At 73.7% G+C, this 23,439-nt stretch carries 21 protein-coding genes and 1 pseudogene; 14 read left to right on the plus strand and 8 right to left on the minus strand.

Annotated elements, in window-relative coordinates; translation table 11 throughout:
- Nucleotides 1–69 precede the first annotated feature (69 nt).
- Complete coding sequence (locus OG455_RS01090) at nt 70–525, plus strand: SRPBCC family protein (RefSeq protein ID WP_266289151.1); 456 nt, start codon at nt 70–72, stop codon at nt 523–525.
- A 130-nt stretch (nt 526–655) separates the two neighbouring features.
- Here the strand turns inward: OG455_RS01090 and OG455_RS01095 are convergent, their stop codons facing one another.
- The 3 genes from OG455_RS01095 to OG455_RS01105 form a co-directional block, all read right to left on the minus strand.
- On the minus strand, nt 656–1,756 hold the full coding sequence (locus tag OG455_RS01095) for a PP2C family protein-serine/threonine phosphatase (RefSeq protein WP_266289153.1): 1,101 nt from the start codon (nt 1,754–1,756) through the stop codon (nt 656–658).
- Nucleotides 1,757–1,938: 182 nt separating this feature from the next.
- Nucleotides 1,939–4,074 (minus strand): elongation factor G, encoded by a 2,136-nt coding sequence (gene fusA, locus OG455_RS01100; RefSeq protein ID WP_266289154.1) that lies wholly within the window; start codon nt 4,072–4,074, stop codon nt 1,939–1,941.
- Nucleotides 4,075–4,530: 456 nt separating this feature from the next.
- Entirely contained in the window at nt 4,531–5,520 is a 990-nt protein-coding gene (locus OG455_RS01105; RefSeq protein WP_266289155.1) for a hypothetical protein, read from the minus strand.
- Between the two features lie 144 nt (nt 5,521–5,664).
- Between OG455_RS01105 and OG455_RS01110 the strand changes: the two genes are divergently transcribed.
- Nucleotides 5,665–7,032 (plus strand): PLP-dependent aminotransferase family protein, encoded by a 1,368-nt coding sequence (locus OG455_RS01110; RefSeq protein ID WP_266289156.1) that lies wholly within the window; start codon nt 5,665–5,667, stop codon nt 7,030–7,032.
- A 196-nt stretch (nt 7,033–7,228) separates the two neighbouring features.
- Nucleotides 7,229–7,318: pseudogene (locus OG455_RS01115) on the plus strand (ROK family protein); the annotation flags it as partial.
- Nucleotides 7,319–7,434: 116 nt separating this feature from the next.
- On the opposite strand, the gene OG455_RS01120 reads toward OG455_RS01115, so the two are convergent.
- Nucleotides 7,435–7,704 (minus strand): GlsB/YeaQ/YmgE family stress response membrane protein, encoded by a 270-nt coding sequence (locus tag OG455_RS01120; RefSeq protein WP_266289158.1) that lies wholly within the window; start codon nt 7,702–7,704, stop codon nt 7,435–7,437.
- A 467-nt stretch (nt 7,705–8,171) separates the two neighbouring features.
- Between OG455_RS01120 and OG455_RS01125 the strand changes: the two genes are divergently transcribed.
- The 3 genes from OG455_RS01125 to OG455_RS01135 all read left to right on the plus strand — a co-directional run bounded on the left by OG455_RS01125 (nt 8,172) and on the right by OG455_RS01135 (nt 11,094).
- Complete coding sequence (locus OG455_RS01125) at nt 8,172–9,455, plus strand: S53 family peptidase (protein WP_266289160.1); 1,284 nt, start codon at nt 8,172–8,174, stop codon at nt 9,453–9,455.
- 492 nt (nt 9,456–9,947) lie between these two features.
- Nucleotides 9,948–10,445 (plus strand): SSI family serine proteinase inhibitor, encoded by a 498-nt coding sequence (locus OG455_RS01130; protein WP_266289162.1) that lies wholly within the window; start codon nt 9,948–9,950, stop codon nt 10,443–10,445.
- Nucleotides 10,446–10,563: 118 nt separating this feature from the next.
- Complete coding sequence (locus OG455_RS01135) at nt 10,564–11,094, plus strand: hypothetical protein (RefSeq protein WP_266289164.1); 531 nt, start codon at nt 10,564–10,566, stop codon at nt 11,092–11,094.
- Here OG455_RS01135 and OG455_RS01140 read toward each other — a convergent pair.
- Complete coding sequence (locus OG455_RS01140; RefSeq protein ID WP_266289166.1) at nt 11,088–12,563, minus strand: glycosyltransferase family 39 protein; 1,476 nt, start codon at nt 12,561–12,563, stop codon at nt 11,088–11,090. The two genes, OG455_RS01135 and OG455_RS01140, sit on opposite strands and share 7 nt — an antisense overlap.
- Before the next feature lie 216 nt (nt 12,564–12,779).
- Nucleotides 12,780–13,019: a hypothetical protein gene (locus tag OG455_RS01145; protein WP_266289168.1), complete on the minus strand. Its 240-nt coding sequence runs from the start codon at nt 13,017–13,019 to the stop codon at nt 12,780–12,782.
- Between the two features lie 55 nt (nt 13,020–13,074).
- Between OG455_RS01145 and OG455_RS01150 the strand changes: the two genes are divergently transcribed.
- The 8 genes from OG455_RS01150 to OG455_RS01185 all read left to right on the plus strand — a co-directional run bounded on the left by OG455_RS01150 (nt 13,075) and on the right by OG455_RS01185 (nt 22,000).
- Nucleotides 13,075–13,683, plus strand: a complete 609-nt coding sequence (locus tag OG455_RS01150) for a hypothetical protein (protein WP_266289170.1) — start codon at nt 13,075–13,077, stop codon at nt 13,681–13,683.
- 109 nt (nt 13,684–13,792) lie between these two features.
- Complete coding sequence (locus tag OG455_RS01155; RefSeq protein WP_266289172.1) at nt 13,793–14,530, plus strand: TetR/AcrR family transcriptional regulator; 738 nt, start codon at nt 13,793–13,795, stop codon at nt 14,528–14,530.
- 1 nt (nt 14,531) lies between these two features.
- Nucleotides 14,532–15,755, plus strand: a complete 1,224-nt coding sequence (locus tag OG455_RS01160) for an NAD(P)/FAD-dependent oxidoreductase (protein WP_266289174.1) — start codon at nt 14,532–14,534, stop codon at nt 15,753–15,755.
- 191 nt (nt 15,756–15,946) lie between these two features.
- On the plus strand, nt 15,947–17,320 hold the full coding sequence (locus OG455_RS01165; RefSeq protein ID WP_266300620.1) for an MFS transporter: 1,374 nt from the start codon (nt 15,947–15,949) through the stop codon (nt 17,318–17,320).
- Between the two features lie 234 nt (nt 17,321–17,554).
- Nucleotides 17,555–18,010, plus strand: coding sequence for a hypothetical protein (locus OG455_RS01170; RefSeq protein WP_266289176.1), 456 nt, complete (start codon nt 17,555–17,557; stop codon nt 18,008–18,010).
- 149 nt (nt 18,011–18,159) lie between these two features.
- Entirely contained in the window at nt 18,160–19,209 is a 1,050-nt protein-coding gene (locus tag OG455_RS01175; protein WP_266289178.1) for an SPFH domain-containing protein, read from the plus strand.
- Complete coding sequence (locus OG455_RS01180) at nt 19,206–20,114, plus strand: hypothetical protein (protein WP_266289180.1); 909 nt, start codon at nt 19,206–19,208, stop codon at nt 20,112–20,114. Before OG455_RS01175 ends, OG455_RS01180 begins: the two co-directional genes overlap by 4 nt.
- 179 nt (nt 20,115–20,293) lie before the next feature.
- Nucleotides 20,294–22,000: a hypothetical protein gene (locus OG455_RS01185; protein WP_266289182.1), complete on the plus strand. Its 1,707-nt coding sequence runs from the start codon at nt 20,294–20,296 to the stop codon at nt 21,998–22,000.
- A 98-nt stretch (nt 22,001–22,098) separates the two neighbouring features.
- Here the strand turns inward: OG455_RS01185 and OG455_RS01190 are convergent, their stop codons facing one another.
- Nucleotides 22,099–22,593: a universal stress protein gene (locus OG455_RS01190; protein ID WP_266289184.1), complete on the minus strand. Its 495-nt coding sequence runs from the start codon at nt 22,591–22,593 to the stop codon at nt 22,099–22,101.
- Between the two features lie 249 nt (nt 22,594–22,842).
- Nucleotides 22,843–23,412: a hypothetical protein gene (locus OG455_RS01195; RefSeq protein WP_266289186.1), complete on the minus strand. Its 570-nt coding sequence runs from the start codon at nt 23,410–23,412 to the stop codon at nt 22,843–22,845.
- Nucleotides 23,413–23,439: the final 27 nt, after the last annotated feature.

Genomic DNA, 23,439 nt, shown 5'->3' on the forward strand with positions numbered 1-23,439 from the left:
CGCCGGGCGAGCGGGCAGACGCCGGGCGGGCGGCAGTTCCGTCCTGGTTCTCACGGCAGGAGTCAAGCGATGTCAGAGCTCACGGAGTCGATCGAGGTGGACGTCCCGGCGGCGGTGGCCTACCAGCAGTGGAGCCGGTTCGAGGAGTTCCCCGCGTTCATCAGCGGCGTCGAGCGGGTCGAACGCGTCGAGCGGGTCGATCAACTCGACCGGGAAACCCCCGAGCTGACCCACTGGGTGGTGAAAGTGGGCGGCAGCGTGAAGGAGTTCGACGCCCGCGTGACCGAGCGGACGCCCGGCGAGCGGCTGGCCTGGACCACGGTGGCGGGCGAGTTGCACCAGTCGGGCGTGGTCACCTTCCACCGCCTCGGGAACGGTCGGTCCAGAATCATGCTGCAACTGGTCCACGAACCGCACGGGCTGGTCGCGACCGTCGGCGACAAGCTCGGCTTCCCCCAGCGGCAGGCCTTCGACGGGCTGCGGCACTTCAAGGCCTTCGTCGAGTCGCGGAGCCAAGGCCGGTGAGGCCGCTCCCCTTCGCCGCCGTGCACCTCCCGTCAGCCTGGCCCTGCCCCGCCCCGCGTCTGCGGCCGGCCGCCGCGGCCGCTCAGCCGCTCAGCCGCTCAGCCGCTCAGCCGCTCAGCCGCTCAGCCGCTCAGCCGCAAGGGTCCGGCACGCGGCGGACCACCGCGAGCATCGCCATGTCGTCGTCCCGGGGACCGCCGGTCCACCGCTCGACGTCGCGGACCAGCGCGTCCACCAGCTCGCGCGGCGTGCCGCGGCGCCCGAGGTCGGCCAGCCGCGGCACCGGGTCGTAGAACCGTCCGGCACCGTCGCGGGCCTCGGTCACCCCGTCGGTGACCAGCAGCAGGGTGTCGCCCACCGCGAAGCGCCAGCTCTCCGGGCCCGGCCGCGGGCCGCCGAGCGCGCCCATGCCGAGCGGCACGCCGGGGTCGCGGGCGTCCAGGCGGCGCACCGGTCCGGTGCCGGCGGGCAACAGGTAGGGCCCGGGATGGCCGCAGTCGAGCAGCCGCAGCTCGTCGCGCCCGGTGTCGAACTCGGCGAGCAGCGCGGTGATGAACCCTTCGAGCCGCACCTCCTCGTCGGCCCGCTCGGCCTCACGGATCAGGGTGCTCTCCACGGCGTCGGCCACCGCGACCAGGTCGAGGGCCTGCTGGGCGGCCTCCCGGAAGGCGCCGAGCAGCACGGAGACCGCTGCCACCGCCTTCAACCCCTTGCCGCGCACGTCCGCGATCAGCACCCGGACGCCGAACGGGGTCTCCTGGACGGCGTAGGCGTCGCCGCCGATCAGCGCCTCCGTCTGGGCCGCGCTGTAGCGGGTGGCCACGGTGAGCGGCCCCACCTGGCTGGGCGGCAGTGGGAGCACGGCCAGCTGGGCCGCCCTGGCCACCGACTGCACGCGGCGCAGCTGGCGTCCGTAGCGGGCGGCGATCCGGTTGATCCAGATGCCGACGGAGACGGTGAAGAGCGTGTTGGCCAGTTCGAGGTAGCCGTCGTCGTTGCCGATCGAGCCGTCCTTGGCGGTGAGCACGAGGATGCCCAGGAACACGGCGGCGCCCACGGCCACCGTGTCCCCGAGCGACAGCAGCGCGCCGGCCGCCACCACGGCGGCCGCCAGCATCGGGTCGCCCCAGTAGTCGGCGGGCGCCAGGAAGTTCCAGATCAGGCCGCCGACCACCAGCACCCAGGGCACCAGCCGCAGGTTGCGCGGCGGGGGCAAGGAGATCGACGCCATGGCAACCACGGGTCCCGTCTGTGGGGTGGGGGCCATACCGATTTTATCCGGCACGGGGCGGGTCGCCCGGCGACGGGGCCAGAGGTCGGCCCCGCCGCCGGTTGCGGGGCCCGCAGGCCCTCCCACCGGGTGCGGGGCGCGGGCCCCCGTGTGCCCGCGCCCCGCATCCGCCCCCGCCCCCGCTAGCGGGCGCGAGCGGCCACGGCCGACCCGCTCGGCACCGGGGCGTAGCCGGCGGGCCGGCCGGTGAAGGTGCCCCGGCCCTGGGTGCGGCCGCGCAGCCGGGTCGCGTACCCGAACAGCTCGGCCAGCGGCACCACGGCGGTGACCTGCGCCGTGCCGCCCCGCGAGGTCTGCCCGGTGATCCGGGCGCGCCGGGCGGCCAGGTCGCCGAGCACACCGCCCACCGCGTCCTCGGGCACGGTGACCGTGACCTCGGTCATCGGTTCGAGCAGCACCATCGCGCCCGCCCGCAGCGCCTCGCGCAGCGCCAGGCGGCCTGCCGTGCGGAACGCCTGCTCCGAGGAGTCCTTGACGTGGGTCGCCCCGTCGGTCAGGGTCACCCGCACCCCGGTCACCGGATGGCCGCCGAGCGGGCCGTCGAGCAGAGCGTCCCGGCAGCCCGCCGCCACGGCGCGCACGTACTCCTGCGGCACCCGGCCGCCGATGACGGCAGAGCCGAAGACGAACTCCGCCGCCCCGCCCTCGCCGGGCACCAGCGGTGCCACGTCGAGCACCACCTGGGCGAACTGACCGGCGCCGCCGTCCTGTTTGACGTGCCGGTACACCAGGCCGGTGACCGGGCGGGTGGGTGTCTCCCGGTAGGCCACCTGCGGCCGCCCGACAGTCACCTCCAGCCCCTGCGCCCGGCGGATCTTCTCCACCGCGACCTCCAGGTGCAGCTCGCCCATCCCCGACAGCAGGGTCTGCCCGGTCTCGGCGTCGCCGCGCACCACCAGCGAGGGGTCCTCCTCGGCCAGTCGGGCGAGCGCCGCCACCAGCCGCTCGGTGTCGGTGCTCCGGCGGGCCTCGACGGCCACCGAGACGACCGGGTCGGCCACTGTCGGCGGCTCCAGCAGCAGTGGTGCCGAGGGCGCGCAGAGAGTGGCGCCGGCCCGGGCGGCCTTGGGTCCGACCACCGCGACGATGTCGCCGGCCACCGCCCGCTCCACCTCGAAGTGGCGGTCGGCCTGCACCCGCAGGATCCGCGCGATCCGCTCGGTGCGCCCCGCTGCCACGTCCACCACCACCTCTCCCTTGCGCACCGTGCCGGAGTAGACCCGCAGGACGGTCAGCCGCCCGGTCGGGGCCGCCTGGACCTTGAAGACCAGCGCGGCGAACGGCGCCGCCGGGTCGGCCGGCCGCTCACACACCTCCGCCGCCATCGCCACCGCCACCGGCCCGCCCACCGACGTGCCGCGCACCGACGTGCCGCGCACCGGCGGGACGTCGAGCGGCGAGGGCAGGTAGTCCACCACGGCGTCGAGCAGCGGCTCGATCCCCCGGTTGCGGTACGCGGAGCCGCAGAGCACCACCACGCCCGCGCCGGTTCGGGTGACCTCGCGCAGCGCGGCGGCGAGGGTGTCCCCGGTGAGCGTCCCGGTGGCGCAGAACTCCTCCAGCGCCACCGGGTCCAGCTCGGAGACCGCCTCCACCAGCAGCCGCCGGCGCAGCTCGGCCTCGGCCCGCAGCTCCTCGGGCACCGGGCCCTCGGTCAGCGTGCCCTGGCCGCCCGGCCAGCGCAGGGCGCGCGGCCGGACCAGGTCCACCACGCCGGTGAAGCCCTCCTCCTGACCGATCGGCAGCTGCACCACCAGCGGGACGGTGCCCAGCCGCTCGCGGATCGAGGCGACCGCCGTGTCGAGATCGGCGCCGGTGCGATCCAGCTTGTTGACGAAGGCGAGCCTCGGCACGCCGTGCCGGTCCGCCTGCCGCCAGACCGACTCGCTCTGCGGCTCGACCCCGGCGACGGCGTCGAAGACCGCGACCGCGCCGTCCAGCACCCGCAGCGAGCGCTCCACCTCGTCGGCGAAGTCGACGTGGCCGGGCGTGTCGATGAGGTTGATCCGGTGGCCGGCCCAGTCGCAGCTGACCGCCGCGGCGAAGATGGTGATCCCGCGCTCGCGCTCCTGCGGGTCGAAGTCGGTGACGGTGGTGCCCTCGTGGACCTCGCCGCGCTTGTGGGTGCTGCCGGCCAGGAAGAGGATCCGCTCGGTGACCGTGGTCTTGCCGGCGTCGACGTGGGCGAGGATGCCCAGGTTGCGGACGGCGGCGAGCGGGTTGACGGACTGGCGGTCCTGTGAGGTGGTGGTGCGCACGGCCCTTGGCCTTTCATGGTGTGCGGGAGCGGGGCTGCGCGATTCCCGGACGGTACGACCCTCGTGCGGGCCGGGCGTGGACCTCGGCCGGCCACTGCCCGGGCCGCGGTTCGGCGACGACGGGCGGGGCGGGCAGGGTCAGGCGTTCGTCTCGGGCATCCGGTACCGGCCGCGCGGCGGGCACCGGAGGATCGAGGACACCAGAATCACCTCGGAGAGCGAGGCGGGGGCGGCAACGGCGATACGGTCACGCACGGCCAGGCCCCCCTTCTCGTCTCGGGCGCGCCGCCGATCGGTCGGGCGGCGCGTGTTCTGCGCACCACTGTAGGGATGCTGACGCCGCGTCGGAAGCGATTTAGCGGCCGCGCGGACAGCCGCGGGCCCCTGCCGCGAACGGAGTGGCTGTGCGCCCGTCCGAGGAGGTGCCGGGGATCCGTGGCTCGGTCAGACCGCCGGTCAGACCGCCGGTGCGGCCAGCGGTGCGGCCAACGGGGAGCGGGTCGTGGCGTAGATGAGAATCTCGCGGGGCACCCGCGCCGCGGTGGCCAGCGCGCGGCCCACCGGGTAGGCGTGGGCGCCTGGTGGGAGGTTTCCGCGGCGACCGCTGACCATAACGTCGACGGAGCCCATGGCGCTGTGCGAGTTCCCGGTTCGGTCCAATCGCCGCAGTGTCTGGCGGGCGACCGCCTCCGCGCTGTCGTACAGGGTGGTTCCGGCGGGCAGGCTCCGCAGGATCTCCGGCGCCATCAGGGGGTAGTGCGTGCATCCCAGCACCACGGAATCGCAGTCCTCGGGGGTTCGCCCGGCCGCGTCGGCGGCGTCATCGAGCTCGGCGGCACTCCTGTAGGCGAACCAGGGTATGAAGAACTGGGCTATCGGGCCGATCGCGAGCGAGTACATCACGGTGCCGACGCCCACACCCCCGCCGAGCAGCCAACCCGCGGCGAGCACGGCGATCTCGATCAGGGTGCGGACGAGCCGGATGGAGCGCCCGGTCAGGGCGGAGGTGCCGGTCATCAACCCGTCCCGGGGGCCGGGTCCCAGGCGTGCGCCGACGTAGACCGCGACCGACAGGCCGTTGAGGACGATGCCTCCGGCGAGCAGACCGACGCGGGCCGGGAGGCCGAGGTGCTGGGGCAGGAGGAGGAGGCCGAGGTCGGAGGTGAACGCGAGGACGATGATGTTGGCGAAGGTGCCCAGCTTCGGCCTCTGCTTCAGGGGGATCCACAGCAGCAGCACGAGGATGCCCACGGCAGCGCTGATCGTGCCGAAGCTGAGGGGGATGTGGTTCTCCAGGCCTTCGTTCAGGACGCTCCACGGGTTGACGCCCAGCGAGGCCCGGACCGTGACCGAGAGACTGAATCCGTACAGGGCGAGGCCGGTGAACAGCTGGGGGAGACGCCGCAGCGGACGCTCGCCGAGCGGGACGAAGGTGATGGGCGGCATGGGTGGGCGTGTCTTGGCCATCTGACTTTCCGTGGTCGGGTGTGCTGTCGGCGCCCGTCTCGCTGAAGCCGGCCGGCGCGCCGGAGGCCGAAGCTACGTGCCATCCGACCTGGCCGCCTGGTCCAATCATGAGAAAGTGGTCCAGTGCGAATCACGGAGAGCCAGCTGGCCGAGGCGCTGAGCGGATGGCGCACGCCTGGGATCCCGCTGATCGCGGCACTCGCCTCGGCAGTACGGGAAGGCGTCCTGGACGGCCGGCTGCGGACCGGCGGCGCGCTGCCCGCCGAGCGCCGCCTCGCTGCCGTCCTCGGCATCAGCCGCGGCACGGTGATCGCCGCGCTGACAGTTCTCCGGGACGAGGGCTGGGTGCACACACGGCAAGGAAGTGCGAGCACGTTGCGGCTCGCTCCCGTCGCGGCCGAGCGCCTGGCACCCCGATCCGCGACCGGGGAGATCGGGGTCATCGATCTGCGACGCGCCGTGCCCGCCGCGCCGCACGCCGCCTACCAGGCCGCGATGACGCGCGCGATCGGGCGCTCAGGCGTTCTCCTGGCACAGGAGGGGATCCCCGGGCCGGGACTGCCCGAACTACGAGCCCTGATCGCCCAGCGCTACACCGAGGACGGACTCGCCACTCGGCCGGAGCAGGTCCTCGTCACCTCCGGAGCCCGCTCGGCCCTCGCCCTGCTGTGCGCGCATCTGCGACCGCGCGCGGCAGCGGTCGAGGTCCCCACCTACTTCGAGGCCCTCGGCCTGCTGCGCGGCGCCTCGACCCGGCTGAGCGGATTCAGGGTCACCTCGGAGGGCTGGGACACCGATCAGATCGCAGCCGCCTTCCACGCCGCGCGAGGCGGTCTGGCCTACCTGACACCGGACTTCCAGAACCCGACCGGCGCTCTCATGGAGAGCGCCACCCGGCGGACCGTCGCCGACCTGGCCGCGCGGCACCGTCTCACGCTCGTGGTCGACGAGACCGTGCGCGACCTCGACCTGCGCGAAGAGCCGGTCCCCGCGCCCCGGATCGAGGGCGCGCTGCTGATCGGCTCGACCAGCAAGACGGTGTGGGGCGGGCTGCGCGTGGGATGGATCCGCGGGCCCTCGGCCGTGATCGCCGAGCTTTGCCGCGACCCGCTGAGCGGCCCGCTGTCCGCGGCACCTGTCCAGCAACTCGTCGCCGTCGAACTACTCAGCGACGGCGATGAGTTGCTTCGACAGCGCCGGGCGGACCTTCGGCGCCGACGCGACCATCTCAGCGGCCTGCTGATGGGTGACAACCGGTGGCGGTTCACGATCCCGGACGGAGGACTGGCACTGTGGCTGCGGCTGACCACTGATCGTGCGGACGAACTGGCGGCCCGAGCCCGAGCCGACGGACTCGAAATCACCCCCGGCTCCCGTTTCGCCGCCGACACCACGCTGACGCAGTACCTACGCCTGCCGTTCACCCCGCCGACCGCCGTCCTCGACCGCGTCGCCGACATCCTGGGCAGAGCCGCCCGGCAGTCAACTTGACCCGGCCCTGAGGGGCCGGGTCAAGTTGACGCAGCGGTTTCACGCAGCGGTTCAGGCAGCGGTTCGCGGGACGGCCCCGCAGTCGCGGGGATCAGGGGTAGGAGACCACGTCGCTCGGACCGCCGAAGCTGGAACTCACCGAAGCTCCAGTACCGTTGGGGCCCGCGGCTGCCTGGAGGCCTACGTCGGCACCGAGGCGGTGCTCGGGGAGACCACCGAGTACCTCGGCGCGGCCATCGCCGACCTGATCAACCTCTTCAACCCCGAGCGGATCATCCTGGGCGGCTGAGCGGGGCGAGCTGAGCGCGGCGAGCCGGCCGTGGGTTATTGGCGTGCGCCGCTGGCGGCTGATCCGTCTACGAGTGAGCCGTCCCGCCACCGCCGGCGGGACGACCGCGGCCACTACCGGTTGACCTTGCGCCGCGACCAGGCCGGGCTGACCAGGGCGATCAGTCCCACCGCGAAGGCGAGTTGCAGGATGTGGCGGATCCAGTCGATGCCGGACGTGTGCCGGACGCCGATCCAGCCGGCCACCGCGTTGCCCAGCAAGGCACCTGCCGCACCGAGCAGCATGGTCAGCCAGAGGGGGATCGCCTGCGGGCCGCGGAGGATCAATCGCGCGAGCAGGCCGAGCACGAGGCCGATGATGAGGATCCAAATGATCTGGAACACGACGCCTCCCGGTCCAGCGGATGAGCACTCCTTTCGAGGCTAGGGCGCTCGGGGCCACCCGGCATCCGGGGTGCGGGCCGCGCTCGACGATGACGCGTGCGGCGCAGGCCGCCGGCCCGCCGAGCTGACTCCGCACCAGCCCCAGCCCCAGCCCCTGCCCCTGCCCCAGCCTCGGGCGCGGGCGCGGGCTCGCGGTGCCGTCGGACCACCGTCGGATCACCCTCGGAGCACCGTCCGCCCACCGCATCCACACAGCGCCGCAGGTCGCAGGCCGACTGCGTGGATTCTGTGCGTTTCCTGAGAGAGCCATTGTTGTCATGGGCATGCAGACCTACTCTCATGCCCAGCCGCTCAGTCGACCGGCCCCGACGCCAGCACACCGTCGGCGGCCGAGCGCGGCCGGCCCGAGGGCACCCCACGCCCGCACGGCCTCCCCCACGTCGTGCACAGCACGGAGGAGCACGTCTTTGCGTACCCCCATGAACCCGAAGGCCCGGCGTACCACGCTGGCCCTCACCGCCGCGACGGGTCTGGCGATCGCCGGGCTCGGCCTCGGCACCCAGACCGCGACCGCGGCGGTCGGCAGCGCTCACCACAAGGTGACGTTCACCCGCTCCTGCGCGGTTCCGCAGCACGCCGGATACCTCGCCTGCAACGCGCTGCGGGTCACCGGCGGAACCACCGTCAGGACCCGGCTCGCGCACCCGGCGGCGGCCCCCCGCTCCGCCGCCGGGCGGGCCGACGGCTCCGTCTCCGGCTACGGTCCGGCCGACATCCAGAGCGCCTACAACCTCGCCTCGCCCGCCGCCGCCAACGGCGCCGGTGAGACGGTGGCGATCGTCGACGCCCAGGACGACCCCAACGCCGAGGCCGACCTGGCCGCCTACCGCAGCCAGTTCGGCCTGCCCGCCTGCGGCTCCGACAACGGGTGCTTCAGCAAGGTGGACGAGAACGGCGGTACCAACTACCCCTCCCCCGACTCCGGTTGGGCCGGGGAGATCTCGCTCGACCTGGACATGGTCAGCGCCACCTGCCCGAACTGCAACATCCTGCTGGTCGAGGCGAACTCCGCCAGCACCGAGGACCTCGGCACCGCCGTGAACCAGGCGGTGGCGCTGGGCGCCAAGTTCGTCTCCAACAGCTACGGCGGCTCGGAGTCGGCGGACGAGGTGTCGGCCGACAGCTCGTACTACGACCACCCGGGCGTCGCGATCACCGCCTCGGCGGGCGACAGCGCCTACGGCGTCGAGTACCCGGCGGCCTCGCCGTACGTGACGGCCGTCGGCGGCACCTCGCTGACCCAGGACTCCAGCGCCCGCGGCTGGAGCGAGTCGGTCTGGGGCACCAGTGCCTCCGAGGGCACCGGTTCGGGCTGCTCGGCCTACGAGGCCAAGCCCAGCTGGCAGACCGACAGCGGCTGCGGCAACCGGACGGTGGCCGACGTCTCGGCGGTCGCCGACCCGGCCACCGGCGTGGCCGTGTACGACACCTACGGCGCCTCGGGCTGGCAGGTCTACGGCGGCACCAGCGCCTCCTCCCCGATCATCGCGAGCGTCTACGCGCTGGCCGGCGCCCCGGGCGCGAACACCACCCCGGCGGCCGACGCGTACGCTGCCGACCCGTCCGCGCTGAACGACGTCACCAGCGGCTCCAACGGCGACTGCGGCTCCTACCTGTGCACCGCGGGGCCGGGCTACGACGGCCCCACGGGCCTGGGCACGCCCAACGGCACCGCGGCCTTCTCCGGCTGATCACCACCACTGATCACCACCGCTGATCACCACCGCTGGTCACCGCCGCTGATCCGGGCCGCTGGTCACCGCCGCTGATCGCACCGCACCGCAGATCGCCCGACCCCCACCGCCCGACCCCCACCGGCCGGCCACCGCGCGAGTCCCCCCACGGTCTCGCGCGGTGGCCGGCCGCTCCCGTTGCCGGCCGGTGACCGCCCGCCCGTCACTCGGGGTGCACCGGAGCTCGACACATGGTGGCCATCTCGGCCGTTCGCCGGTGGCCGACTCGCCGGGCCGACCCGGCCGGCCCGGTCGGCGCGGCGGCGGCCGGTGGGGCCGGTGAGGCGGGGATGGCCGCGTGGGAGCCGGGCGAGGGCCGGGCGACGGCGACTCCCGGCCACCGGAGCGGCGGACCGCGGTGGCTGTCCAGCGCCGTTCGATTGCGTCCATGACAAGTTCCTGTGGTGATACTGCCGAGTCCGTCCGGACAGTCGACCAAAGGAGTTCGATATGCGTACTCGTCGTGTCCTCACCGCGGCCCTCGGCGCCACCACCGCCGCGATCCTGGCGGCCTCGGCAGCCGGCAGCGCCGCCGCCGACGCACCCGCCCCCGGCAGCACGGTCAGCGTCACCGCCACCGCCACCGCCACCGGCACAGGCACAGGCACAAGCACCGCGATCGGCGCCACCGGCCCCGCTCTGCTGATCCTCACCGTGGCGCCGACCGGCCCGAACGCCACCACCACCGAGCGCACGGTGACCCTGGCGTGCGGCGACGCGCAGCCGGCCGGGGACCACCCCGACGCCGTCGCGGCCTGCGCGGATCTGCTGGTCGCCCAGGGCGACCTCGGCGCGCTGCCGCCGTCCCGGACCTTCTGCCCCGAGCTCTACCTGCCGGTCACCGCCACCGCCGACGGCTTCTGGAACGGTCAACCCATCGTGTACCAGCAGACGTTCACCAACGAGTGCTCGTTGCACCGCGCGACCGGGCGGGTCTTCGCCTTCTGACGCCCGCCCCGCGGGTGCGCTGAGCAGGTCGGCGGGTGCGGCCGGCGGCACTGGTCGCCCCACGGCCGGCCGCACTCGCCGGAGGACTCCCCGGTGCGGCGGCGGATACCATCGCCAGGTGTTTGATCTTCGAAGGACCGTGGCCGCCCATGGGCCGGCGCTGCGGCGCGCGCTGCCGATCGCGTTCAGCGCGGCCGGCTTCCTGCTGATGCCGTGGATCGTCGTGCTCGCGATGGACGTGCGGGGCCACTTCGGCGCCCGCAACCTCTCCAACTCCTGGGTCTGGCTGGACGTGATGGAGGTGTCGGCGCTCTTCCTGCTGGCCGCCCTGGTCCGTCGGCGGCACCGCGCCACCAGCCCGGTGGCCTCGGCCACCGCGGTCCTGCTCGGCCTGGACGCCTTCTTCGACCTGTGGTCCGCCCACCGCGGCTCCGCCTACGAACTGGCCCAACTCCTGGCCTACTTCGCCGAACTGCCGAGCGCCGTGGTGCTGGCCGCGCTCTCCTGGTACTCGCTCGCCTGGGCCGCCGACCCGGCCCGGGGCACTCGCGCGCACGAGGAGCACGACCCGCGCCGCCGGCCGGGCTCTCAGCAGGATCCGGGTGCTCGGGAAAGCCTGCGTCGCCAGGAGCGCCTGGGCGATCAGTAGAAGTGGCGCAGTTCGGGCCAGAGGGCGGACCACGGAGCGGTGGTGCCGGAGCAGAGCAGGACGGGCGCGTGCTGCTCCTGGTTGGGCACGGCCTGGCCGTTGTCCACCCGTGCGACGACGTGGCAGTCGGTGAACTCCTTCTCCACATCGGCGTATCCGTCCGGGTGGATCAGCAGCACCGGGCCGTTGGCGGTGTCCGGCGGCGGTCCCCAGTCGGCAAGGCTCATGTGGCCGGAGTACGGGGCGGGCAGGCCGTAGCGCGGGCCGTAGCGGGCCAGCGCGCCCGCCTCGCCGTAGTTCGCGGCGAAGACCACCGCCCGGGCCCGGCGGTCGGGCGGGACGGCGGCCCAGCCCTCGGCGGCCGCCGCGGCCAGTTCGGGCCAGCCGACCTGCTCTCCCTGCTCCGGGTAGATCCAGTTGACCGCCGGAAGCAGGCGCGGGGGCAGCACCGGGAGGGTGATCACGATGTTCAGCGCGGCGCCGAAGGCCAGCCAGGCCGCCAACCCGGTCCGCCGCCGGCCTGGCGCCGCGACGCGCCGCGCCAGCGGTTCGCAGCCCGCCGCGGTGAGCACGAGCAGCAGCGGGAGCGCGTAGTAGGGCTTGCCGCCGGTGGCCAGGACCAGGACGCAGAGCAGCGGATAGGCGAGGGCGAAGGCCCGGGCCCAGCGCAGGGCCGGTTCGGTCAGCAGCCGCCGGATCCCGGCGACCCAGACCGGTACCAGCACGGGTGAGAGGTAGAGGAGCTGCATCGGCACGAAGAGCAGCCGGTTGTGCGGCCCGTCCTTGCCGCTGATGCCACCGGCCACCGTCAGTTCGGGCCAGCCGTGGGCGGCCTGCCAGTACAGGTTCGGCAGCGCGAGCGCCACCGCGGCCAGCAGCCCGGCCGCCGGCCACCAGCCGCGCAGCGCCCGCCGGGGCCCCAGCGCCAGGACGGCGGGGACGAGGGCGGCGGCGAGCAGCAGGACCAGGTCCTTGTTCAGCAGCGCGATCCCGGTGGCCGCTCCGATGGCCGTCCACCATCGGCCGTCCCCGGTCCGCAGCAGGCGCAGGACCAGCAGGCAGACGACCAGCCAGGCGAACAGGTCGAACGTGGTGGTGGACAGCAGGTGCCCCACGGCCAGCACGGCCGCCGAGCACGCCGCGCAGCAGGCCGCGAGCAGTTGCCCGCGCGCCGCCGCCCCCAACTCCCGGGCCAGCAAAGCCACCAGGGCGACGGTCACGGCGCTCAGCAGCGCGGGAACCACGCGCAGCCCGGTCGGGCTGTCGCCGAACAGCGCCACCGACGCCCTCGCGACCAGCGGTGTGAGTGGCGGCTGGTCGGTGTAGCCGAGCGCCGGGTGCTGCCCGGCGAGCAGGAAGTACAACTCGTCGCGGTGGTAGCCGTAGCGCCCCGAGAGCAGCCCCAGCAACGTGGCGACCGCCGCGGCGACGCCGGCGACCGGCCAGGCTGCGAACGGCGCGATGGCCACGGCCGGTTGAACCGGCGCATTCCCCCGAATGTGCACCTCGAAAGTGTGGCAGCCGCCGGCGGGCGTGGGAAGGGGCGCCGGCCGGCGAGGCGCCGGTCCTCGGTTCGGTGCCGGTCCTCGGTTCGGTGCCGGTCCTCGGTTCGGTGCCGGTCCTCGGTTCGGTGCCGGTCCTCGGTTCGGTGCCGTGCGGTCCGCTTGTCCCGCTCCGCACCGCCGTCAGCCGGTGAACGGCCGCAGTGCCGCGGTCTCCTGGGCGAGGGTGGGATGCGACAGGAGCTTCCGGGGGACGCCGTTGGTCTCGGTCATCGAGGCGGGACAGGACGCCTCGGTGCCGATGCCGACCGGTACGGTGCCGATCTTCCGGCCGCTCGCCGCCTCGTACACCGTCAGGTCGTAGGCCTGCCGGTCCACGTCCACCACCAACTGCCCGTCCACGGAGGCGCGGCCCGCCGTCATGTCCGCGAGGGTGCCTTTGAAGAAGCACTGCTCGGATGGGCCAGGATGTGGCCTCATGACGACTCCGATAACCGGCCTCGACCTCACCGGGTTCCAGCAGCGCGAGCAGGCCGTCTGGACCGACGCCCAGGGGCTCATCCTCTCCCTCCACTACTTCCCGCTGGTGCCGGACCTGCCCGCCCCGCTGCACGCGCTGCCGCACCTGCGCGCCGCCCTGGCCCGGTCCACGGCGGCCGCCGGCGCGGGCCTGATCGAGGCGGACGCGGCCGAGGTGCACGCCGTGCCCGCGCTGCGCCAACTCCTCAAGATCCCGCACCCGCAGGGCCACGGCCAGGTCTTCATCGGCTCCTACACGATTCCGAAGGCCACCTGCAGTGCGGTGATCAAGCTCCAGGCACCCGAGCGGGGTCCGACGGGCATGCGCGAGTCCATGGTCGCCGCGCGGGTGGGGCACGAGCACTACTTCAGGCCGCACCCCTACGCCCCGGACGCCACCGGCGGACTGCCCTACCACGTGGCCGACCTGCCGGAGTGGGACGCGTCCTTCCCCGGCCACCCGCTGACGCTGGTCCGCGCCGGGCTGCACCGCCTCGCCCCGACGGTCTCGCTGCACGAGCAGTTCCGCACGCTCCCGCCGTTCGGCCACTTCCCGCCGGCCGGCTAGGAGCTGTCCGGCGGGTGCCGCACGGGCGGGGCTCGGCGGCCGGGCCCAGCCGAACGAACATGTTCGTCAGAAACTTGTTCGCGCCGAACATGTTCGTTACCGTGGAGGCATGACAGCAACGCCCTCCCCCGCCTCCCGCAGCCGCCGCGAGCGGCCCGCGAAGCCCGCCCTCACCCGCGGCGGCATCGTCGCCGCCGCGGTGGCGCTGATGCGCGCCGAGGGCCTGGAGCGGGTCACCATGCGGCGGCTCGCCCAGGAGCTGGACACCGGCGCGGCCTCGCTCTACGTCTACGTCCGCAACACCGCCGAGTTGCACGCCGCGATCCTGGACGAGCTGCTCGGCGCGGTGGAGCTGGGCCCGGCACGGGCCGCCGGCGACTGGCGCGAGCGGCTGGCCGCCGTGCTCACCTCGTACACCGAGCTGCTGTTCGAGCACCCGGGCCTGGCCCGCTCCGCGCTGGTGGCCCGGCCCAGCGGGGAGTGCTACCTGGAGCTGTTGGAGGCGCTGCTCGCGCTGCTGGACGAGGGCGGCGTCCCGCCCGAGCGCGCCGCCTGGGCGGTCGACCTGCTGCTGCAGCACGCCACCGCCACCGCGGCCGAGCAGGCCACCCGGGACCAGGCGGCCACTGCCGACGCTGCCGACGCCCGGGCCGAGCAGGACGCCCTCGCCGCCGCCCTGACCGGCGCCGACGGCACGCGCCACCCGCGGATCGCCGCGCTCGGCGCCGAACTGCTGGCCGGCAGCGGTGAGCACCGGCTCGCCTGGGGCTTCCAGGTGCTGATCAGCGGGATCCTGTGCACGCCGCGCCCCGACCGGCCCGAAGACACCCACCCGAGGAGCACCTGAGATGACCACACCCACCGAGACGACCACCGCCGAGACGACAGCCACTGAGACGGCAGCCACCGCGACGACCACCACCGCGACAACGGCCGCGCACCACCCCATCGCCGTGATCGGCGCCGGCCTCGGCGGCCTGGTCCTCGCCCGCGTCCTGCACGTGCACGGGATCGAGGCAGCCGTCTTCGAGCTCGACCCCTCGCCCAGCACCCGCGCGCAGGGCGGCATGCTCGACATCCACGAGGAGTCCGGGCAGACCGCGCTGCGGGCCGCCGGCCTCTACCAGGGGTTCCGCTCGCTGGTGCACGCCGGGGGCGAGGAGATGCGGATCCTGGACCAGCACGCCGTGCTGCGCCTGCACGAGGCGGACCAGGGCGACGGCGGCCGGCCCGAGGTCGACCGCGGGCGGCTGCGCGAACTGCTGCTCGACTCGCTGCCCGCGGGCACCGTCCGCTGGGGTGCCAAGGTCACCGCCGCCCGCGCGCTGGGCGGCGGCCGGCACGAGGTGGCGCTCGCCGACGGGACCGTCTTCACCACCGATCTGCTGGTCGGCGCGGACGGCGCGTGGTCGAGGATCCGTCCACTGCTCTCGGCGGCGGTGCCCGGCTACACCGGTCTGTCGCTGGTCGAGCTGGACCTGCTCGACGCCGACACCCGCCACCCGGTCAGCGCCGCCCTGATCGGCGGCGGCATGTTCTTCGCGCTCGGCGCGGGCAAGGGCTTCCTCGCGCACCGCGAGCCGGACGGCAGCCTGCACGTCTACACCGCGCTGCGCGTCGCGGAGGACTGGAGCACGAGCCTGGACTTCTCCGACACCGCGGCCGCGAAGTCCGCCCTGCTGGAGCACTTCGCCGACTGGGACGAGCGGCTGCGCGCCCTGATCACCGACGCGGACGGTCCCCTGGTGCCGCGGCCGATCCACGCCCTGCCGGTCGGCCACCACTGGCGCCCCACTCCCGGCGTCACCCTGCTCGGCGACGCCGCCCACCTGATGTCACCCTTCGCGGGTGAGGGTGCCAATCTCGCCATGCTCGACGGCGCCGAGCTGGCCGGCGCCATCGCCGCGCACCCCGACGACCTCGCCGCGGCGCCGGCCCGCTACGAGCGGGCCCTCTTCCCGCGCAGCGAGGCCGCGGCCGCCGAGTCCGCGGCCAACCTGATCCGCTGCTTCGAGTCGACCGCGCCGCAGGGGCTGCTCGACCTGTTCACCGGCCACGCGGCGGCCCGCTGACCCACCCGACCGCCACCCGACCGCCACCCGGGGGCCGCCGTGCGGCGGGGTCCCCTCGCAGGTCGGCGGGGTCGGCCGAGCAAACCGGAACCCATCCGTGCTCTTTCCCGCCCATGATCGATGGCATCATGGCGGATCGCATCGCTGTTCCCTCGTGACACCCCACGCGATGTCCTGATCGAGCACGGAGCCTGGTTTTGCCCAATTCTGTTCGCGACGCGTCGGCCGACCCGGCCGCCCCCGTCGATCTGCGACGCATCCAGCGCGGCTGGTACCTCAACGACTGGGCCAACGCGGCCTTCTCCGCGACCGTCCTGACCGTCTTCCTGGGCCCGTACCTGACCGACATCGCCACCAAGGCCGCGGACGCGCACGGCGACGTCCACCCGTTCGGCATCCCGGTGCGGGCCGGATCGTTCTTCCCGTACACGGTCTCGGTCTCGGTCCTGCTCTCGGTCGCGGTGATGCTGCTGGCCGGCGCCGCCGCCGACCGCACCGGCAGGCACCGCACCCTGCTCGGCTCGTTCGCCTACGTCGGGGCGGCGGCGACGGTCGCGATGTTCTTCCTCGGCGGCGACCACTACCTGCTCGGCGGCGGGCTGCTGGTGGTGGCCAACATCTGCTACGCCGTCTCGGCGGCGCTGGCCAACTCGTTCCTGCCGGGGCTGGCCAAGCCGGCCGAGCGGGACGCGGTCTCCTCCAAGGGGTGGGCGTTCGGCTACGCGGGCGGCGGGCTGCTGCTGGTGCTGAACCTCGCCCTCTTCCTCGGGCACGGCGCGCTGGGCCTCTCCTCGGGGACCGCGGTGCGGATCTGCCTCGCGTCGGCCGGCCTCTGGTGGGCCGCGTTCACCATCTTCCCGATGCGGCGGCTGCCCCGGCGCCCGGCCACCGCGCCGGTCCCGCAGGCGGTCGACGAGCACGCCGGCGGCACCCTGCGCGAACTGGCCGGCACGCTGCGCGGCATGCGGCGCTTCCCGCTCACCCTGCTCTTCCTGGCCGCCTTCCTCTGCTACAACGACGGCATCCAGACCGTCATCTCGCAGGCCTCGCTCTTCGGCAGCGAAGAGCTGCACATGTCCCAGACGACGCTGATCGCGGGTGTGCTGCTGGTGCAGATCGTAGCCATCGGCGGCGCGCTGCTGCTGGGACGGATCGCGCAGCGCCACGGCGCCAAGAAGACCATCCTCGGCTCGCTGGTCGCCTGGGTGGTCACGCTGGCCTTCGGCTACGTGATGCCGGCCGACCAGCCGATCTGGTTCTACGCGCTGGCCGCCGCGATCGGCCTGGTGCTCGGCGGCAGCCAGGCGCTCTCCCGCTCGCTCTTCTCCCACCTGATCCCGGCCGGCCGGGAGGCCGAGTACTTCAGCCTCTACAAGATCAGCGACCGGGGCACCAGCTGGATGGGTCCGCTGGTCTTCGGCCTGGCCTTCCAGCTCACCGGCAGCTACCGGGTGGCGATCATCTCGCTGCTGATCTTCTTCGCGATCGGCTTCGTCCTGCTGCTGCGGGTGCCGATCCGCCGGGCGATCGAGGCGGTCGGCAACGAGGCGCCCGAGCTGCTCTGACAGCCGCCGCGGGGCGGCGCCCGAGACACCAGGCGAGGCGGTGGCCCGATCACGGGCCACCGCCTCGCGGGCTGAGGACCCGCGCGCCGGCCCCGGCCCGCACTCGGCTCGACCCGCGCTCGCCGCTCGGTTCCCGCTCGCGGCTCAACTCCCGCTCGCGGCCGCCCCCGCGGATCAGCACAGAACCCGGCGATCGCCCACCGGGCCCATCCGTTGGGCGTAGCGTGTGCGGGTATGGCTGATGAAGACCCCGAGCTGAGTCGGGATGAAGTCCTCCGGGCGCTGGCCGCGTTGGAGGCGGGCTGGCAGCGCGACGAGCGGGGGCTCGCGGTGCTCGGCGAACGCGGTCCGGGCGAGCGGACGCTGCCGGCGCTGCTCGCGATCTACGGCGAGCGCACGCTGCGGGCCTTGCTGACCCTGGCCGTCGGCGGCCAGGAGGGCCTCTCCACCCAGGAGGCGATGGACGCGGCGGACCAGTTGGACCGCAGCGTGGTGGGCCGGATCAGCGGCGTCCTGGGCCAGGCCTTGGAGTCGTGGGCCGAGACGGCGGGGGACGACAGCGTCGCGGCCGGCCACATCGCCCGCACGGTGATCGGCGCGATCGCCGCCGTCAGCCAGGATGCCGAGGGTGACGACGTGCTGCCGCTGATCGCCGCCCTGCGCACCCAGACCCTGCGCGAGTCCTGTTGACGCGACCCACGACCCGCGACCCAGGACCCACGACCCACGCCTCACGACCCACCCATCGCGCCCACGCCCCACCCATCGTGCCCATCTCGTCGCATTGACGATAACCACGCCCGCCGGTTATCGTCATCCAGACGAGAAAGGGCTCACCCATGGCTGACATCACCAAGCGCTTCGGCCTGCTGCACCTGCGCGCCGCCCCCACCGCCCACATCCGCCACCTGCACGGCGGCCGACTCGCCCACGAGGGAGCCGGGTTGGCGTTCTGGTTCCGCCCGCTCAGCGCCGCGATCTCCGAGGTCCCGGCTGACGACCGGGAGTTGTCCATGCTCTTCCACGCCAGGACCGCCGAGTTCCAGGACCTGGCCGTCCAGGCGACGGTCACCTACCGGATCACCGACCCCGCCGTGGCCGCCACCCGGCTCGACTTCAGCATCGATCCGGAGAGCGGCAGTTGGCGCGCCGACCCGCTCGACCAACTGGCGAGCCTGCTCACCGAGACCGCGCAGCAGCACGCCCTCGAACTCATCGCGCGCATCCCGCTCGCGCAGGCCCTGGTCGACGGGGTCAGCGCGGTGCGGCGGCGCATCAGTGAGGGGCTGGCGGCCGAGCCGCGACTCGCCGAGATCGGGCTGGCGGTGATCGCGGTGCGGGTCACCGCGCTTCGCCCGGAACCGGAGATGGAGCGCGCGCTGCGCACCCCGGCTCGCGAGCAGGTGCAGCAGGAGGCCGATCGGGCGACCTACGAGCGCCGCGCGGTGGCCGTCGAGCGCGAGCGCGCGATCGCCGAGAACGAACTCGCCAGCAAGATCGAACTCGCCCGTCGCGAGGAGGAGTTGGTCACCCAGCAGGGCGCCAACGACCGTCGCGGGGCCGAACAGCACGCCGCCGCCGACGCGGTTCGGGCCCAGGCCGAAGCGGTCCGCCGCACCCGGCTCGCGACCGCCGAGGCGGAGGCCGCCCGACTGCTGGCCGCCGCGCAGGCCGACGCCGAACTGGCCCTCGGCCAGGCCAAGGCGACTGCGCAGGAGGCCTGGCTGACGGCCCATCAACAAGTCTCCCCCGAGGTGCTGCGGGCCTTGGCGCTGAGCCGGCTGGCCGAGCACCTGCCGGCGATCGGCAGCCTCACCCTCACCCCCGACGTGCTCACCGGGCTGCTGGCCCAGCTCGGCCTGGCACCGGGTTCCGGCGGTCGGCGGTGACGCTCGCCCCGCGGGTGGTGCTGGTGCACCGGCGCACCGAGTACCAGGAGTTGCTGGCCCAGCACGGCTCGCGCGGCCAGGCCGCCTTCTTCCTCACCAGCCGCGGCCGGTCACCGGACGAGCTGGACCAGGCCGAGCGACGCCACCACCAGGACCTCGCCGCGCTGGCCGAGGCGGCGGGCGCGGTGCCGCTGGACTGGCGGCGCAGTCGGGTGGAGCGTGCCGACCTGGACCGCTTCCTGTTCGGGCCGCAGGACATCGTGGTGGCGGTCGGCCAGGACGGCCTGGTGGCGAACGTCGCCAAGTACCTGTCCGGGCAGCCGGTGATCGGCATCGACAGCGACCCGGGCCGCAACCCGGGCGTGCTGGTCCGCCACCGCCCCGCGGACGCCGCCGAGTTGCTGCGGCTGGCGGCCCGCGGCCCGGCCGCCGGTCAGCTGCAGGAGCGCACCATGGTGGAGGCCGTCGCCGACGACGACCAGCGGCTGCTGGCACTGAACGAGATCTACGTCGGCCGGCGCACCCATCAGACCGCGCGCTACCGCCTCACCGTCCCCGACGGCCACTCGGAGGCGCAGGCGTCCTCCGGCGTCCTGGTCGGCACCGGCACCGGCGGCACCGGCTGGTGCCGCTCGGCCTGGCTGGAACGCCGCAGCACCCTGCGGCTGCCCGAGCCGCAGGCACCGGCGGTGGGCTGGTTCGTCCGCGAGGCCTGGCCCTCACCGGCCACCGGGACCAGTTGGGCGCAGGGACTGCTCACCGCCACCGAGCAGTTGGCGATCACCGTCGACTCCGACGAACTCGTCGCCTTCGGCGACGGCGTGGAGTCGGACGCGCTGCGGCTGAGTTGGGGGCAGACCGTGCGGCTACGGGTGGCCGGCGAGCGCCTACGGCTGCTCGCCTGAGCGGCCCGGCGGGCCGTACCTCCACCGGGAACATCTCTGACGCTTCGTCAACTAACGTCAGCTGTCGATGAATCAGTGAGCCTTGTGAAGATTCCCGGGTGGACGGGGAGGGTACGGATGGCGCGGTGTGCGCGGCCCCGCGCCACCCAACGCAGCTCTTCACGACCGAGGAGTACCTCGTGCGCCCACTGCGTCTCTTCGCCACCGCTCTGGTGGCGTTGGGCACCCTGCTCGCCGGGACCACGACCGCCACCGCGGCCACGTCCCGGCCCGCGCCCCCACTCAGCCACACAAGCCGGACCGGCCAGGCCGGCCAGGTCGGCCAGGTCGGCCAGGTCGGCCAGGTCGGCACGCACCCGACCCGGACCCCCGCTCCCACCGTGCGCCCGTTCGGGATCACCAGCAACATCGGAGCCGGCTACCAGGTGACCGGCCCCGGCCAGTCCATCACCGAGGCCCGCGCCTCCTGGGTCCAACCCTTCGTCGACTGCACCTCCGGCGGCGCGGCCCAGCTCTGGGTCGGGCTCGACGGCGTCGCCTCGAACGACCCTGGCGTCGAACAGGTCGGCACCCAGGTCGACTGCAACGGCGGCAATGGCCACTACTACGGCTTCTACTCGCTCGACGGCACCAAGGTCGCCTTCGGCAGCGTGATCCCCGAGGACAACATGGCGGCGTCCATCGCGCTGATCCCCTACACCAACAGCCAGTACCAGGTGGTCCTCAGCGACTACACCCAGAACTGGACCCAGACGTACACCGTCACCGCCGCCGGCGCGCAGGACGCCAGCGCCGAGGTCATGGTGAGTGGCGGCGGGACGGCGCTGGCCAACTTCGGCTACAACGGCTTCACCGGCGTGGCGCTGAACAACAGCGCACCGTCGGCCGCCGACAGCGCCGTCACGCTGAACAACCCGGCCGGCGGCTCGGCCGAGCCGACCGCGCTCAGCGCCAACACCAACTTCGGCGTCTCCTACTACTCCATCGCGGACGTGACCGGCCAGCAGATCACCGCCGTCCAGGCCGGCATCCCGCGCAACCAGGTGGTCTACAACTGGACGCCCAACGGCTCCGGCTACACAGGGCAGTCGATCCTGCGCAACACCAGCCCGAGCCTGGTGATCCTGCCGGACGGCGGCTGGGAGGAGGCGATCATGACGGCGTACAAGACGCTGGTCATCATCGGCTCGGACTACACCTACAACACCGGCTTCCCGCTCGCGGGCGGCAGCAGTCCGAGCCTGGCCGTCGCCGCCGACGGAACGCTCGAAGTCGCCTTCGAAGCCTCCACCGGGCACCTGTTGACCTACACGCCCGCCTCCGGCGGCCATGACACGCAGCTGCAGATGGCCGGCAGCTCCACCCCGAGCATCGCCGCCCTCGCCAACGGCGGCTTCGAGATCGCCTACGTCACCAACACCGGGCAGCTGGGCCTCACCGGGCCCTCGGGGAACAGCGTCACCAGCGGCTACGTCCGGGGCGGCACCAACCCCTCCATCGCCGCCGAGACCTCGAACGGCTACCTGTACGCCTTCCAGGGCACTGACAGCACCCTGTACGAAGGCGGCTCCAGCTCCGCCCCCACGCCGGAGCCCACCTACCACCTGGCCGCCGGGACCAGCCCCAGCGTCGCGTGGCTGAGCGGCGGCCCCGAGGTGGCCTACGAAGCGAGCAACGGCCAGATCAACTGGCTCGGCGTCTACAGCAGCACCTCCGGCCCCGCCTCGGTGGGCAGCAGCAGCCCGAGCGTCACCGCCTACGCCGGGGGGATCCAGATCGCCTACCAGTCGACCAATTTCCACCTGGCCATCTACAACCCGGTAAGCTCCTTCAACACCCTGCTCGGCATGGCGGGCACGGGAACCAGCCCCTCCAGCGCCATCTGACGAACAGTCAGCTGACGATCGGTCAGCCGAAGCGAGAGCCGTGGCCGTCCCGGACACCCCGGGGCGGCCACGGCGCCGAGCACGGCCTCGGGCAAGCGTCAGGCCGCCATCGCGAGCCGCTCGCCGCCCCGGCGCGGGACCGGGGTCGACTGGGCCTCGGCCGGGACGGCGACCACGGCGCAGCGGGCGCGGGCCAGGCAGTAGCGGCTGACCGTGGCGAGCAGCAGGCGCAGCGGGCCACGGCGGCCGCTGCCGACCACCAGCAGGTCATCGGCCCGGTCGGCGATCTGGAGCAGTGCGGGACCGGCCTCGCCCCGGATCACCACGGGGGTGATCGACAAGCCCGCCGGGTAGCCGCCGAAGGCCTCCTCGAAGGCCTGGTCCAGCCGGGTGCGGGCGGCCCGCTCCCAGGCGGCGGCCAACGGCGGGCAGGGGTGGGCGCGGTAGGTGGGCTCGCCGCCGACCGGGGTCCAGGCGATCACCGGCACGAGTTCGGCACCGCGCCGAGCCGCTTCCGCCGCCGCGCGCTGCAGAACCGCCGCGCTGCGCCGCGAGCCGCTGACGCCGACGATGACCCGGGTGGTCTCGGCCATGATGTGCTGCACTTCCCTCAGTCGTGGAGCCCCTTGATCGGGGTCCTTGGTTTATCAGGTGTGATGATCCTAGCGCCTTGTATTCGTAGGTCAAGCAGCGGGGATCATCGCAGATCCATAAGACCTCAGCCCGGACTCACCTTCGGTTCCTCTTAACGGCTCCCTGACACCCCACCGCCGGTTCCTGACACCCCCTTGACGTCGCCGCCCCCCGGCCTCACCCCAGCCCGGTCTCACCCCAGCCCGGTCTCACCCCAGCCCGGCCCGCCGCAGCACCTCGCGGGCCCGGGCGCCCGCCACCCGCTCCTCCAGCTCCGCCAGCACCTGGGCGCCCTCCCGCAGGGTGCCGGCGCGTTCGCACCGGCGGGCAGCGGTGTCCAGGCGGTGCCAGAGCAGCGGATTGGCGAGCAGCACCCGAGGGTCGAGCGCGACCCAGCCACCGTGCGCGTCGTACAGCACCAATCGCACCGCGATCGCACCCGTCCGGCGCACGGTGACCAGCTGATCGGTCCGCACCCGACGGCCGCGCAGCGGTTCGCGCACTTCCAGCCAGCCATCGCCCGCCGACACCCGCGGCGGCACGAGGACCACGAAGACCGCCCAGCCCAGCGCCACCCAGATCCCGGCGCGCAGCGGCGTCAGCCCGCCCGTCCCCCAGTCGGCCCCGGCGAGCAGGGCGGAGAAGAGCACCGCGCAGCTCGCGGCCCGTCGCGCACCGGCGGCCCAGTACCGGTCGCGGACCGGCACCAGCTCCGTCGTCGCGCGACGGAACGCGTCCGGGTCGAACACCCCGGCCCCGGACGGTTCCTGCTCACTCATACCTGCCCGCCTGCCCACCGTCGTCGT

Origin of the sequence: Kitasatospora sp. NBC_01287 (genome assembly GCF_026340565.1) — a bacterium.
Lineage (GTDB): Bacteria > Actinomycetota > Actinomycetes > Streptomycetales > Streptomycetaceae > Kitasatospora.

Excerpts from the sequence above, each read along its gene's own strand:
- OG455_RS01090 (WP_266289151.1), top strand. The coding sequence starts at position 70 with ATGTCAGAGCTCACGGAGTCGATCGAGGTGGACGTCCCGGCGGCGGTG.
- OG455_RS01095 (WP_266289153.1), bottom strand. The coding sequence starts at position 1,756 with ATGGCGTCGATCTCCTTGCCCCCGCCGCGCAACCTGCGGCTGGTGCCC.
- OG455_RS01105 (WP_266289155.1), bottom strand. The coding sequence starts at position 5,520 with ATGCCGCCCATCACCTTCGTCCCGCTCGGCGAGCGTCCGCTGCGGCGT.
- OG455_RS01130 (WP_266289162.1), top strand. The coding sequence starts at position 9,948 with ATGCGTACTCGTCGTGTCCTCACCGCGGCCCTCGGCGCCACCACCGCC.
- OG455_RS01145 (WP_266289168.1), bottom strand. The coding sequence starts at position 13,019 with ATGACGGCGGGCCGCGCCTCCGTGGACGGGCAGTTGGTGGTGGACGTG.
- OG455_RS01150 (WP_266289170.1), top strand. The coding sequence starts at position 13,075 with ATGACGACTCCGATAACCGGCCTCGACCTCACCGGGTTCCAGCAGCGC.
- OG455_RS01155 (WP_266289172.1), top strand. The coding sequence starts at position 13,793 with ATGACAGCAACGCCCTCCCCCGCCTCCCGCAGCCGCCGCGAGCGGCCC.
- OG455_RS01160 (WP_266289174.1), top strand. The coding sequence starts at position 14,532 with ATGACCACACCCACCGAGACGACCACCGCCGAGACGACAGCCACTGAG.
- OG455_RS01170 (WP_266289176.1), top strand. The coding sequence starts at position 17,555 with ATGGCTGATGAAGACCCCGAGCTGAGTCGGGATGAAGTCCTCCGGGCG.
- OG455_RS01175 (WP_266289178.1), top strand. The coding sequence starts at position 18,160 with ATGGCTGACATCACCAAGCGCTTCGGCCTGCTGCACCTGCGCGCCGCC.
- OG455_RS01190 (WP_266289184.1), bottom strand. The coding sequence starts at position 22,593 with ATGGCCGAGACCACCCGGGTCATCGTCGGCGTCAGCGGCTCGCGGCGC.
- OG455_RS01195 (WP_266289186.1), bottom strand. The coding sequence starts at position 23,412 with ATGAGTGAGCAGGAACCGTCCGGGGCCGGGGTGTTCGACCCGGACGCG.